A 12,277-nucleotide genomic window follows, 5' to 3' on the forward strand; every position below is an offset into this window, starting at 1 on the left:
GGGCGAAGCACGGCGTTAATCCGGAAGGGTTCCGCGCAGCAGCCGTATCGCGCGCTGTTCGAAACCAGGCAGGTCGCGCGCGGCTTCGGCCAGCATGTCACTGTTGATCGTTAGGGCGACCCGGCCCTCCGCCAGCATGGCGCCGGCGTCGCAGGCGAGCGCCAGCGTTGCGAGGTCATGCAGGGCGGTGATCAGCGTCAATCCCTCGCGCACCCGCGCAGCCAGCGCGGCGCGCAGATCGAACGCCGCAACGGGATCGAGCCAGTTGAATGGCTCGTCCAGTATCACCAGTGACTGGCCGCCGGCAAAGGCGAGGGCGATGGCAATGCGCTGACGCATGCCGGCCGAACAATCGCCGATCCAGCGTTCACGGAGTCCGGCTACGCCGAGAGCGGTGCCCAATGCGCCGAGCCGGGACTCCGCCGTTGCCCGATCGCCGGCCGCCAACACCAGCAATTCGCCCGCGCGCATCGCCTCGGGCAGCTTGTCGGCGGGCGGGGCGAAGCCGATGCTGGCGGCGCGGGCAAGGCGGTCGGCGGTGCGATCGACGCCATCGAGCAGGCAGGCGCCGCCTGCGAAGGGCAATCGGCCCGCAATCGCGCGCAAAAGGCTGGTCTTGCCGGACCCGTTTGCGCCGATCAGGCCGAACCAGGTTCCTCGGGCGACCGACAGGTTCACGCCGCGCACCACGTGCGCACCGGCGCGGTCGACGACAGCCGAGGACAGCGAAATAGCGGGGCTCATGCGAGCAGCCAGGTCTGCGCCGAGGCCCGGCGGTACAGGCGATAGCCCATCGCCGCCAGGATCAGCGGCAGCGCAACCGGCAAGGCAAGCGTAAGCAGGCCGAGCGCCAGCAGATGGAGCGTAACTGCCGTTTCCGCCATTCGCCTGGGGTAGAGCCGATACGACAGGATGCGCAGCGCCATCAATGCCAGGCCGGCAAGAGTGACCATCACGCCCGCCAGCGCTGCCGGCAAAGGCATCAGCGCGAAACAGAAGGGCGCAAGCAGCACCAGATAGAGCGTGCCCGCACGGCCGAGCAGGCGCAGCGTCGCCCAGGGGGTGTAGCCGGAAAGGGCAAGGAAGCGGACCAGCGCGTCGTCGACCGCCGTCAGCGGCAAGAGTGCCGCACCGGCGATGATCGCGCTCAGTATGGGCTGGGCGGGCGCCTTGAGGCCGTTGATGGCGAGCAGTAGCGGAAGCGCCAGCGCGCCCATTACCGCGCCAGTCCACGGCTTTTGCATCAGGCTGCGCATTGCGCCCATTCGAGGGGCGTAGACCGTGGCTGCGCCCGGCCGGAAGACGATCCGGTTCCAGCCATGGCCGACCAGCGCGCCGACGGCATATGCAGGCAGGGCGAGCAACGCCATGTCGGCGCGCACGATCACCGCAAGGAGGACCGCACCGCTGCCTGCGACGCTGTGGAGCTTTCGGGTATAACGCAGCCGCGCGGCCGGCTGGAGGCTGTCCTGCGCGCAAATCCCGTCGCTGCCATGGAAGGCGATGCGGCTACCATATAGTCGGGCAGCGCCGAGGCCGATCGAAGCCGCCGCCGCCGCAAGGACTGCCGCGATAACCGGCGCCGGGCGATCCGCGAGGGCGACATTTGCCCCGACCGCCAGAATGCCGATCGCCGCCAGGGCGATCAACCGGTCGCTCCACCGCCAGAGCGCGCGGCGTACTTCATTGCCGAGGATCAGCCTGTCATGCCGCCACAACCGATCGGGGGATGGCGGTCGCGCCTGTTGCATTCCCGTTTTCGCCCCTTCTCTGCCACTCAGGCCCGTCCCCGACATAGGGCGGGCCGGGGGCGAGCATCAACCACCTCGGCTTCCGATCGCGCGGGCTCGCGAAATTTTCGCAGGTGCAACAATATTGCCGCTGCATTGCAGCAGGAATTTAACAAAGCCGGGCGAGTGCCTTCCCATCCGCAAAAGGGGGACAAAACAACATGCTCCGTCGCAACCTCGCCATCGTCGCCACGCTGCTTGCCAGCGTATCCGCCACAGCCGTCCGCGCGCAGGAGAGCAATGCTGCGCCGCAGGATGACAGCAGCGATGTCATCGTCACCGCCCAGAAGATCGAGCAGCGCGCGGTCGACGTGCCGATCACCATCACCGCGGTCACGCAGGCGCAGATGAAGCGGATCGGCGTCGACGATCTCGACGAGGTTGCCGCCTATGTCCCGGGCCTGAACATTCAGGAGCAGAGCGCGAACAACCCCGGCATCGTCATTCGCGGCATCACTTCGGACAGCGGATCGGCGCAGCAGGCGGCGCGCGTCACCGTCTATTACAACGGCGTCGACATCTCGCGTTCGCGCGGCGTGTACCAGGCCGTCTATGACGTAGACCGGATCGAAGTGGTGAAGGGCCCGCAGGCCACCTTGTTCGGTACCGCTTCCACCGTGGGTGCCGTCAGCATCGTCTCGGCACGGCCGGAGCCGGGCGTTTCGGCGGAAGCCACTGCCGGCTATGGCAACTACAATGCCTATCTGCTGGGCGGCCACCTGAACGTCGGCAACGACGTGATCGCCGCGCGCATCGCCGGCGAGTGGAAAAAGCGCGACGGCTATGTCCACAATCTCTCGACGACGCAGGGCGATCTCTATGCCCAGAACCAGCTCGGGCTGCGTGCCTCGCTGCGCTACACGCCCACCGATGCGCTGACCGTCGACCTGATCGGCACCTATGACCGCCAGCGCAACAGCGGCACGCCGTTCGTGTCGAAACGCTATGCCACGTCGCAGGGGCCGGGCAATCCGTTCGGCGCCGCCAATCTGTCCAGCTCGCCCTATGCCGCGCAGGTGCTGGGCAACAAGAATCTGGGCCTGACCCGCGACGTTTATGACGTGAACCTCACTGCCCGCTACGAATTCGCCGATGGCTGGACCTTCACCACGGTGAATGGCTATCGCGCGTTCAATTCGCTCGAAGTGTTCGATGCCGACGGTTCGGCGGCCTGGTACCTCGAATTTTCCGAGGGCGCCTATGGTTCGCAGATCAACCATGAGTCGCGCTTCAACTATAGCGACGACCATGTCCGCGCGAGCTTCGGCTGGAACGTGTTCCACGAGAACAACCGGCAGGAAGTGCCCTTCTCCACCGAAGAAGGCACCTATATCCAGTGCGCGGCCAATGTGATCCCGCAGCTTGGCTGCATCTCGCCGACCGGCGTGGTGACGGCGGCGCAGGCGACGGCGCTGCTGACCAAGGGCGCGGCGACGCAGATTCCCTATCAGTCGCTGTTCGTGAACAAGGGCATCAATGACCAATATTCGATGTTCGGCGATGTCACCTGGATCCCGGTGCGGAAGCTGGAACTCACCGCCGGCATCCGCGCGCTGATCGAGCAGCGCAAGGCTGGCTTCTATTCGGTCGCGCCCAAATCGGTGCTGACCAAGGCGCCGCTGATCCCCGGCCAGACGACCACCAACGGCACGTTGTGGAGCCAGCACAGCTTCCAGTCGTTCCTGCCGCGTTTCAATGCGCTTTATCGGCTTAGCGACCGCGTCAACCTGTACGCCACCATTTCCAAGGGCCGCCATTCGCCGACGGTGAACCAGGGTGCCGCGCCGATCGCGACGGTGATCCCGGAGGAAACGGTGTGGGATTACGAGGGCGGTGTGAAGGTCGCCGGCCGGGTCTTCTCCGGCTCGCTGGGCGTCTATTATCAGGCGTATAACAACTTCCAGGTCAGCCGCATCATCAGCGATCCCAACGATCCGTCGGGCCAGGCCGTCGGCACCAGCATCACCGAAAGCGCCGGCAGCGCGCATAATCTCGGCGTCGAGGCGGAAGGCCAGTTGCGGCCGACGTCGTGGCTGAGCCTGTTCGGCAATATCGGCTATATCCGCGGCGGCATCGACAACAAGAAGTCGAACGGCATCTATGCCGGCAACCGCTTCCGCCTGCAGCCCGAAGTGCAGGCGGCCGCCGGCTTCACCGTCGACGTGCCGGTGCGCGACGGCGTGCGCCTGTTCGCCACGCCCAGCGTCACCTATCGCAGCAAGATCTTTTTCGAGCTGCCCAACAAGGAAGCGATCTCGCAGGTCGGCGTGACGCTGGTCAATCTGAAGGCGGGGGTCAGCTTCGCCAATGGCCGCTATGAACTGGCCGGCTATCTGCGCAACGCGACCAACGAACATTATCTGCTCGACGCCGGCAACACCGGCGGCGCGTTTGGCGACCCCACCTATATCCCGGGTGAGCCGCGCTTCTACGGCGCGCAATTTACCGTGAAGTTCTGATCGCTTCGCGATCGCAAGGCAGGGGGCTGCGCACAGGCTGCGCGGCCCCTTCGCAATTTTTGCGGGGGTGCTTCCCAAGCGATGGATGTGACTTTATCCCATGCCGATCATCGCCATGGGGAACCACATGTCTTTTCGCACTTTTGCACTGGCCGGCCTTGCCGGCGCCGCGCTGCTGACCGCGCCTGCCGTCTATGCCCAGCAGGCCGCACCGGGCGCCTTCAACGACATTCCGGCTAAGTTCGTCCTGCCCGAAGGCAGCAAGGACTATATCCGCCGCGAAGTGATGGTGCCGATGCGCGATGGCACCAAGCTGTTCACTACCATCGTGATCCCCAAGGGCGCGACCGGCGCGCCGATCCTGCTCACCCGCACGCCCTATGACGCCTTCAACCGCGTGCGCCGGATGGACAGCAACAAGATGCTGTCGGTGCTGCCCGAAGGCGACGAGGTGTTCGTCAAGGCCGGCTATATCCGCGTGTTCCAGGACATCCGCGGCAAATACCATTCCGAAGGCGACTTCGTCGTCACCCGCCCGCCGGTCGGCCCGCTCAACCCCACCAAGGTCGACGACACCACCGATGCATGGGACACGATCGACTGGCTGGTGAAGAACCTGCCCGAATCGAACGGCAAGGTCGGCATGCTCGGTTCTTCCTATGAAGGCTGGACCGTGGTGATGGCGCTGCTCCATCCGCATCCGGCGCTGAAGGTGGCGGCGCCCGAAAGCCCGATGATCGACGGCTGGATGGGCGACGACTGGTTCCACCACGGTGCGTTTCGCCTGCCGAATATCGGCTGGATTTCGGGCATCACCGGCTACAAGGCGGGCGGCCCGACCCCGCCCGATGGCGGCTGGGACGATTACGACACGTTCCGCAGGATCGGTTCGGCCGGCGACTGGGCCAAGCAGTTCGGCTATGACCAGTTGCCCTTCTGGCAGAAGCTGGGCCAGCACGTCGCCTATGACGCTTTCTGGCAGGGCCAGGCGCTCGACAAGCTGCTCGCCGCCAATCCCTCGAACGTGCCCACGCTATGGGAGCAGGGCCTGTGGGATCACGAGGACATGTACGGCGCGGTCCACAGCTGGGAAGAGCTGCAGAAGACGCCGCAGGCCAGCAACAATTACCTGCTGATGGGGCCGTGGCGCCATTCGCAGTTCAACTATAACGGCTCGAAGCTGGGGGCGCTGAACTTCGAGGGCGATACCGCGCTGCAGGCGCGCCGCGACATCCTGCTGCCCTTCTTCAATGCGCATCTGAAGGATGGCGCCCCGGCCTACACCCCGCCGGTCGCCAGCATCTACAATACCGGCGAGAACCACTGGGACTTCCTCAATAAATGGCCGCTCGCGGCGGAGTTGACCCCGCTATACCTGACGGCCGGCGAGCGCGCGGGCTTCGCCAAGCCGGCAGCCGGCGAGGACAGCTATGTCTCCGATCCCGCCAAACCGGTGCCGTACCTGCCGCGCCCGATCAATTTCGAGGACGGGCGCTGGGGCACCTATCTCGTCACCGACCAGCGTTTCGTCGATGGCCGGCCCGACGTGCTGACCTATGCGACGCCGGTGCTCGACAAGCCGGTGCGCGTCTCGGGCGCGCCGCTGGCCGATATTTTCGCGAAGACGACCGGCACCGATGGCGACTTCGTCGTCAAGGTGATCGACGTCTATCCGGACGAAATCGCCTCGAACAAGGAAATGGGCGGCTTCCAGCTGCCGATCGCGCTCGACATCTTCCGTGGCCGCTATCGCAACTCGTTCGAACATCCCTCGCCGATCCCGGCGGGCAAGGTCCAGGAATACAAGTTCCGCCTGCCGACGGTGAACCATGTGTTCCTGCCGGGCCACCGGATCATGGTGCAGATCCAGTCGAGCCTGTTCCCGGTATATGACCGCAACCCGCAGAAATATGTCGACAATATCTTCTTTGCCAAGCCGGGCGATTACCAGAAGGCGACGGTCACGATCGTCTATGGCGGAAACCAGTCCAGTTCGGTGCTGTTGCCGGTGGTGGCGGTTGACCAGGGGGCGGCACGGGTGAAGTAATCAAGGCTGATCCGGCGGCGCCCATCGGGGGGATGGGTGTCGCCGGTACCGCAGATTGGGGAAACACATCCGGAAAGCCGGTACGATCTTTTGCCGTTTTTCCCTGCACTCGTGGGCGCCACGCAGATGACGCCCAGGCAGTGCCTCGCTCGCCTCCGCAACTGCCCGTAGGCGCTGCGCAAATCGCCCTTAATCATGTGCATGTTGATTGGAGTATGAAGGGATTGCCGATATTCGGGCTTGCGTTCGAAGGGCGGGCGCGGGGCCGTGTGGGAGTGCACCAATGCGGATCGTACCCACTCGCGCCTATCTGCGTGAGGCCATCGAGTTCCTGATCTACTTCGTCTACATGACGATGGTCGGCGCGGCCATGTATGTGCTCGTCCTGCTGCGGCCGCAGGCGCATTCGCAGATCTATATCAACACCAGCATCCTGATTTCCTTCTGCACCGGCGCTTATGCCGCCTATATGTATTTGCGATACCGCCGGGCACTGCGTCGCTTCGGCCAGTTGCTGATCGCCCAGCCCGCCGACCCGGCGGCGCCACAGCGGCGGGCGCCGGATACCCGCGCTTGGGCAGAGCGCGTAGCCCAGGAGCGCATCGAAGCTGCCGGAAACAATGTGCCGAAGTTGCTGGCGCTGGCGGAATTTTTCGGCATCGATCCGGAAAAGGCACGCGAGGCGACCGAAGGATCGGGCGTGGCGGAGGACGAAGCGAAAGAGGCCAAGCTCGATGCGCTCGCGGCGGAACTTGCCCAGGCGCATGACCTCGACGTCGATGCGATCCGCGCCAAGATTGCCGAGCGGCTTCAGGCGGCGCCCAAAGAGACGGAGGCTCCGTAGGATTACCGAGCCGGCAAGGATTGCTGCATCATACTCCGTTAACGACGGCCATGCTGTAAGTGCGAAGGAATAATCGCCGTCGGATCACCGGCCTGTCGCCGCCTCGTGCGGCAGGAGAGGGGACGGCCGGGGAGTCGCATCATGTTGTCTGCGGGGATCCGCCAGTATCGCAATCTGGCACTGGAGTTTCTCGGCTATATGCTGCTGATGTTCGGCATCGGCTGGCTGATGGTGATGATCGTCGCGGTTCGGCCGCAGGCGAATGCCGTCGCCTATATCGCACTGAGCATCGGGACCGGATTGCTGTGCGGGCGCCACGCCCTCCGCATGTTTCATCGATACCGGCTGGCCAGCCGTCTGGCAGCGGGGCGCAAGGCGATGGAGCGGCCCCGCCACTGGTCCGACCGAATCGCCGCAGCGGAAACCCTCCGCGCCCGCGAGGCACTGCGCGCCCGGCTGGGGGTGGAGGATGTCTCCCCGGAGCTGCAGGCGATCCGGCTGCGCATCGCCGAGCGCATGGCCCGTGAGGATCGCGAGCGCGAGGAGTTCGAGCGCGCCGAACGCGAAGAACTGGACCGCGCCCGGATTGAGCGCGCGCGCATTCTGCGAATCAAGGCAGAGACGCTGCAGCGTAGCCGCTGACGGCGTGCCTTCTGCCGCCCCTTTGTCACGGGTCATCGCGCCGATTGCTGACGCGCTGGACGGTGCAGCCCTTGTTCACCTGCGCCCGGTCACGCGGAGGCGGTGAGAACGGGGCGACACCGGGGAATATGGCCATGGGCCCTTGCCGTGGCGATGGCTGCGCCGATCGCCCATGCGCAGATGCAGCCGACGCCAGCGCCCACAGTGCAGGCGATCCCCGGCGTGCTGCCCGAGCGCTTTCGTCTGCCGGGCACGCCCGAGCCGACGCCGACTCCAACGACCACCGCAACACCCGGTCCGCTCGTAACACCGGTGACGGTGCCGACGCAGTCGCCCCGTCCGAGTCCGACAGCGGCGCCCAAACCGCGCAGTACGGCAACACCGCGTCCGACCGAGTCGCCGACACCCGCGCCGACATCTTCGCCGGTGCAGGTGGCGCCGGTCTTGCCCACACCAACGCCAACGCCTTCACCTGTCGCCCCAGTGCCGGCTCCGGCTTCGTCGCCGGAAATCTGGCCCTGGCTCGCCGGCGCTGCGACTTTGCTGGTGGTGTTCGCGGCAGGATGGCTGCTGGTGCGCCGTCGCAGTGGCACGGGCGAGGAGGAGGACGAACCGGCGGCGCCTGTCGAGCCTGTCGCTATCGCACCGCCGCCGGCTGCTGCGCAGGGCGATCCCTTCGCCATTTCCCTGGCCAGTGCGCGCATCCAGTTCGCGGCCGATGTCGTGGCGATCGATCTGGAACTGGAACTCACCAACCCACAGACGCAGGCGGCTGAGGGGATTCGCCCGGCGCTCGCGCTCGTCAGCGCCAGTCCGGATCAGGATCGCTGGTGCGCGGCTTTCCATGCCGGGCCGCCGCCGCAGAGCGAGGCCGGCCCGATCGATCTGGGCCCGGGCATGCGCATCCGTCTGCCGGCGCGGCTCACGCTGCGGCGCGATCAGCTCCATGTGGTCCAGCTCGGCAATCGGCCGATGTTCGTGGCAATGCTGATGCTTGATCTGCGCTGGCGCTCGGGGCTCAGCATTCGCCGTTTTGGCGTCGACTTCCTGCTGGGAAGTGCGGGGCAGGGGACGAAACCGGGCCCGATCTGGCTCGACCGGCCGCCTCCCGCTGCGCTCGCCGCCAGCCGCTATCGCGCGCAAGCAAGGGCATAGCCGCAAATGAAAAGGGGCGGCCCGTCGCCGGACCGCCCCCTTCGTGTTTCCGTGCCTGTAAAGGCCAGGAAGCTTACTTGATTTCGACGGTCGCGCCGGCTTCTTCAAGCTGCTTCTTGATCTTCTCGGCTTCGTCCTTCGACACGCCTTCCTTGACGGGCTTCGGCGCGCCTTCGACCAGCGCCTTGGCTTCGGTCAGGCCGAGCGAGGTGATCGCGCGGACTTCCTTAATGACGTTGATCTTCTTGCCGCCGTCGCCGGTCAGGATGACGTCGAATTCGGTCTTCTCTTCAGCGGCCGGAGCAGCGGCGCCACCGCCCGCACCCGGAGCCGCAACGGCCACGGCAGCGGCGGCCGAAACGCCCCACTTTTCTTCGAGGAGCTTCGAGAGCTCGGCGGCTTCGAGAACGGTCAGCGCGGAAAGCTGGTCGACGATTGCGTTGAGGTCAGCCATGTTAAACTCCAATCAATTCAAAAGTTTCGGGATAAAATAAACGTCGCTTGATGCCGAAGCTCAGGCAGCCTGCTTCTCGGCGTAAGCCGAAAGCACGCGCGCGATCTGCGCGGCCGGTGCCTGGGCGATGGTTGCGAGCTTGGTCGCGGGCGCTGCGATGAGCCCCACGAGCTTGCCACGCAGTTCGTCCAGCGACGGCAGCGAAGCCAGTGCCTGCACGCCCGCCGCATCCAGCAGCAGCCCGCCCATCGCACCACCGACGATCTCGATCTTGTCGGTCGTCTTGGCGAAGTCCGAGACCACCTTGGCAGCTGCCACGGGGTCGACGGAAGTGGCGAGCGCCGTCGGACCCGTCAGCAGGTCCGCGAGCACCGCATAGTCGGTGCCCTGAGCGGCGATCTTGGCAAGGCGGTTCTTCGCGACCTTGTAGCTCGCACCGGCTTCGCGCATCTTGTTGCGGAGGTCCGTCGACTGCTTGACGGTCATCCCGAGGTTGCGGGTGATGACCACCACGCCAACCTCGCCAAAGGTGCGGTTCAGCTCGGCAACGGCGTCGGCCTTCTGGGAACGATCCATGCCGGTCTCCTCATACATGAGGCAGCCCCCGCAAAGGGGATGCCCCGGTTACGACCCACCGAAATGGGCCAGGCTCAATTGTCCGAGGGGAAGGATCGTCACGAGGCCGGGGATTATATCCCTGGGCGTGACCCGGAACGCTTCGGACCGTGCGCAGACGCGCAGGTGAAGCCGCCGGAAAATTCTGTCCCCGTCTAGGCGAGGGATTAAGACCGGCATATTCCGGTCACTCGCTGTCTCGGACGGATTCCTCCCGAAAGAGGAAGCGCGCTCATAGACGATTCCAGTCGCGAGTCAACGCGGCATCTGTTTGCACTATTCTCGCCGCATGTCGCGGTGCGGCATTTTTACCGCATATCCCGATTGACTCCGCCCGGCCCACCGGCCAAGGCTTGGCGCGTCGATGCCGGGCGACCGGCATGGGCATGCGCGGGAGAGAATCCGGTTCGCCGGATCGCCGAAGGAGCAACCGCCCCGGAATCTCTCAGGCACCGAGGACCGCGCAGGCCACGACACTCTGGAAAGCGAGCCGGCCCCTGTGGCCAGGTTCCACCGAAGGGGTAAGCCGGCGCGCCGGCGAAAGCTCTCAGGTTCCGTGACAGAGGGGGCGATGGTGCAGGCCGGGCGAGCGCGCCCGGGCGTGCCATTGAACCCCTGATGCGCGGAGTGCCTGATGTCCGATACCGTCGAAGACGCCCTTGCCGGCGAAGCCCCGATCGAGACGTTGCCGCTCGACGGCTGGCACCGTGCGCGCGGCGGCCGCATGGTGCCGTTCGCGGGCTATGCGATGCCGGTCCAGTATGAAGGCATCATGGCCGAGCATCTGTGGACGCGCGAGCATGCCGGACTGTTCGACGTCAGCCATATGGGCCAGCTGCTCTTTTCGGGCGTGGATTTCGACGCAGGGCTGGAGAAGTTGCTGCCGGGCGACGTGAAGGGTCTGGGCGAGGGCCGGATGCGCTATTCGCTGCTGCTCAGCGAAGAGGGCGGCATCCATGACGACCTGATGATGACTCGCCTGCCCGCCGACAACGCTTTCGAGATCGAGGGCGGCACGATCTACATGGTCGTCAACGGTGCGACCAAGTGGGACGATCTCGGCGTGTTCCGCGAATTCCTGCCCGACGAAGTGACGATCAACCATCTCGAAGATCAGGCGCTGCTGGCGCTGCAGGGGCCGGAAGCGGTCACCGCGCTCGCCCGCGTGCTGCCGGGCGTCGAGAAGCTGGTGTTCATGACCGCCGGGGCGTTCGAGTGGAACGGCAACCCGCTCTGGGTGAGCCGGTCGGGCTATACCGGCGAGGACGGGTTCGAAATCTCGCTGCCGGGCGAGGCCGCCGAGGCGTTTGCCGACCTGCTGACTGCACAGCCCGAAGTGAAGCCGATCGGCCTGGGTGCGCGCGACTCGCTGCGCCTGGAGGCCGGTCTGCCGCTCTATGGCCATGACCTCGACCTGGAGACCACGCCGGTCGCTGCCGATCTCGGCTTCGCGCTGTCCAAGCGCCGCCGCGAGGAGGGCGGGTTCGCCGGTGCCGAGCGCATCCTCGCCGAGCGTGAGCAGGGCAGCGCCATGAAGCGCGTCGGCCTGATCGTCGAGGGCCGGCAGCCGGTGCGCGAGGGCGCGGCGGTGGTCGATGCCTCGGGCGCGGAAGTCGGCAAGGTCACGTCGGGCGGCTTCGCGCCGAGCGTGCAGAAGCCGATCGCGATGGCCTATGTGCCGTCGGCGCTTGCAGCGGCCGGCACCAAGATTACGCTTGTCCAGCGGGGCAAGCAGCATTCCGCGGAGGTCGTTGCGATGCCCTTCGTACCCCACCGCTATGTCCGAAAGGGAGCGTGACATGAGCCGTTATTTTACCGAAGATCATGAGTGGATTGATGTCGACGGCGATATCGCGACGGTCGGCATCACCGAATACGCCCAGAGCCAGCTCGGCGACATCGTGTTCGTCGAAGTGCCCGAAGAGGGCAAGGAATTCGCCAAGGGTGACGATGCCGCGGTCGTGGAGAGCGTGAAGGCGGCATCCGACGTGTACGCGCCGGTTGCGGGTACGGTGATCGAAGGCAATGCCGACCTCGCCGACAACCCTGCGCTGGTGAACGAGGATCCCGAAGGCGACGGCTGGTTCTTCAAGATGACGCTGGCCGACACCAGCGAGCTGGAAGAACTGATGGACGAGACCAAGTACCAGGCCTTCGTCGCGAAGCTGTGATCTGACTCTCCCCCTCCCGCTTGCGGGAGGGGTTAGGGGAGGGGGTGGCAGCCGCTAGTCCTTCCCGCAGAACTTTCAGCCCCTCCCCCGACCCCTCCCG

The 12,277-nt window shown here is 65.7% G+C and carries 11 protein-coding genes and 1 riboswitch; of the genes, 7 read left to right on the forward strand and 4 right to left on the reverse strand.

Annotated features, from left to right (window positions below):
* Positions 1 to 15 precede the first annotated feature (15 nt).
* Together ACT53K_RS11905 and ACT53K_RS11910 are read right to left on the reverse strand one after the other, a co-directional pair.
* Complete coding sequence (locus ACT53K_RS11905; protein ID WP_476228866.1) at positions 16 to 744, reverse strand: ATP-binding cassette domain-containing protein; 729 nt, start codon at positions 742 to 744, stop codon at positions 16 to 18.
* Positions 741 to 1,751: a hypothetical protein gene (locus ACT53K_RS11910; protein WP_476228867.1), complete on the reverse strand. Its 1,011-nt coding sequence runs from the start codon at positions 1,749 to 1,751 to the stop codon at positions 741 to 743. The genes ACT53K_RS11905 and ACT53K_RS11910 overlap by 4 nt, the downstream gene beginning before the upstream one ends.
* 200 nt (positions 1,752 to 1,951) lie before the next feature.
* Here ACT53K_RS11910 and ACT53K_RS11915 point away from each other — a divergent pair, with 200 nt between their 5' ends.
* The 5 genes from ACT53K_RS11915 (at position 1,952) to ACT53K_RS11935 (ending at position 8,937) form a co-directional block, all read left to right on the forward strand.
* Entirely contained in the window at positions 1,952 to 4,249 is a 2,298-nt protein-coding gene (locus ACT53K_RS11915; RefSeq protein WP_476228868.1) for a TonB-dependent receptor, read from the forward strand.
* Positions 4,250 to 4,376: 127 nt separating this feature from the next.
* Complete coding sequence (locus ACT53K_RS11920) at positions 4,377 to 6,296, forward strand: CocE/NonD family hydrolase (protein ID WP_476228869.1); 1,920 nt, start codon at positions 4,377 to 4,379, stop codon at positions 6,294 to 6,296.
* Between the two features lie 283 nt (positions 6,297 to 6,579).
* On the forward strand, positions 6,580 to 7,140 hold the full coding sequence (locus ACT53K_RS11925) for a hypothetical protein (protein WP_476228871.1): 561 nt from the start codon (positions 6,580 to 6,582) through the stop codon (positions 7,138 to 7,140).
* Positions 7,141 to 7,281: 141 nt separating this feature from the next.
* Positions 7,282 to 7,782, forward strand: coding sequence for a hypothetical protein (locus ACT53K_RS11930; RefSeq protein ID WP_476228872.1), 501 nt, complete (start codon positions 7,282 to 7,284; stop codon positions 7,780 to 7,782).
* A gap of 147 nt (positions 7,783 to 7,929) precedes the next feature.
* The gene (locus ACT53K_RS11935) at positions 7,930 to 8,937 is read left to right on the forward strand and encodes a hypothetical protein (RefSeq protein ID WP_476228873.1); all 1,008 of its coding nucleotides are present in this window, start codon (positions 7,930 to 7,932) and stop codon (positions 8,935 to 8,937) included.
* A 73-nt stretch (positions 8,938 to 9,010) separates the two neighbouring features.
* Here the strand turns inward: ACT53K_RS11935 and rplL are convergent, their stop codons facing one another.
* Together rplL and rplJ are read right to left on the reverse strand one after the other, a co-directional pair.
* Positions 9,011 to 9,391, reverse strand: coding sequence for a 50S ribosomal protein L7/L12 (gene rplL / locus ACT53K_RS11940; RefSeq protein ID WP_476228874.1), 381 nt, complete (start codon positions 9,389 to 9,391; stop codon positions 9,011 to 9,013).
* 60 nt (positions 9,392 to 9,451) lie between these two features.
* Positions 9,452 to 9,967, reverse strand: coding sequence for a 50S ribosomal protein L10 (gene rplJ, locus ACT53K_RS11945; RefSeq protein WP_476228875.1), 516 nt, complete (start codon positions 9,965 to 9,967; stop codon positions 9,452 to 9,454).
* 420 nt (positions 9,968 to 10,387) lie between these two features.
* Positions 10,388 to 10,478, forward strand: a riboswitch (glycine riboswitch).
* Positions 10,479 to 10,640: 162 nt separating this feature from the next.
* Between rplJ and gcvT the strand changes: the two genes are divergently transcribed.
* Both gcvT and gcvH read left to right on the forward strand, forming a co-directional pair.
* Complete coding sequence (gene gcvT / locus ACT53K_RS11950; RefSeq protein WP_476228876.1) at positions 10,641 to 11,804, forward strand: glycine cleavage system aminomethyltransferase GcvT; 1,164 nt, start codon at positions 10,641 to 10,643, stop codon at positions 11,802 to 11,804.
* A 1-nt stretch (position 11,805) separates the two neighbouring features.
* Positions 11,806 to 12,177 carry a glycine cleavage system protein GcvH gene (gene gcvH, locus ACT53K_RS11955; protein WP_476228877.1) on the forward strand — a complete coding sequence of 124 codons (372 nt, stop codon included), beginning with the start codon at positions 11,806 to 11,808 and terminating at the stop codon, positions 12,175 to 12,177.
* Positions 12,178 to 12,277 lie beyond the last annotated feature (100 nt).

The organism is Sphingomonas sp. DMC8 (assembly GCF_056314185.1).

Excerpts from the sequence above, each read along its gene's own strand:
- gcvH (WP_476228877.1), top strand. The coding sequence starts at position 11,806 with ATGAGCCGTTATTTTACCGAAGATCATGAGTGGATTGATGTCGACGGC.
- ACT53K_RS11910 (WP_476228867.1), bottom strand. The coding sequence starts at position 1,751 with ATGCAACAGGCGCGACCGCCATCCCCCGATCGGTTGTGGCGGCATGAC.
- ACT53K_RS11920 (WP_476228869.1), top strand. The coding sequence starts at position 4,377 with ATGTCTTTTCGCACTTTTGCACTGGCCGGCCTTGCCGGCGCCGCGCTG.
- ACT53K_RS11905 (WP_476228866.1), bottom strand. The coding sequence starts at position 744 with ATGAGCCCCGCTATTTCGCTGTCCTCGGCTGTCGTCGACCGCGCCGGT.
- ACT53K_RS11915 (WP_476228868.1), top strand. The coding sequence starts at position 1,952 with ATGCTCCGTCGCAACCTCGCCATCGTCGCCACGCTGCTTGCCAGCGTA.
- gcvT (WP_476228876.1), top strand. The coding sequence starts at position 10,641 with ATGTCCGATACCGTCGAAGACGCCCTTGCCGGCGAAGCCCCGATCGAG.
- rplL (WP_476228874.1), bottom strand. The coding sequence starts at position 9,391 with ATGGCTGACCTCAACGCAATCGTCGACCAGCTTTCCGCGCTGACCGTT.
- rplJ (WP_476228875.1), bottom strand. The coding sequence starts at position 9,967 with ATGGATCGTTCCCAGAAGGCCGACGCCGTTGCCGAGCTGAACCGCACC.
- ACT53K_RS11930 (WP_476228872.1), top strand. The coding sequence starts at position 7,282 with ATGTTGTCTGCGGGGATCCGCCAGTATCGCAATCTGGCACTGGAGTTT.
- ACT53K_RS11925 (WP_476228871.1), top strand. The coding sequence starts at position 6,580 with ATGCGGATCGTACCCACTCGCGCCTATCTGCGTGAGGCCATCGAGTTC.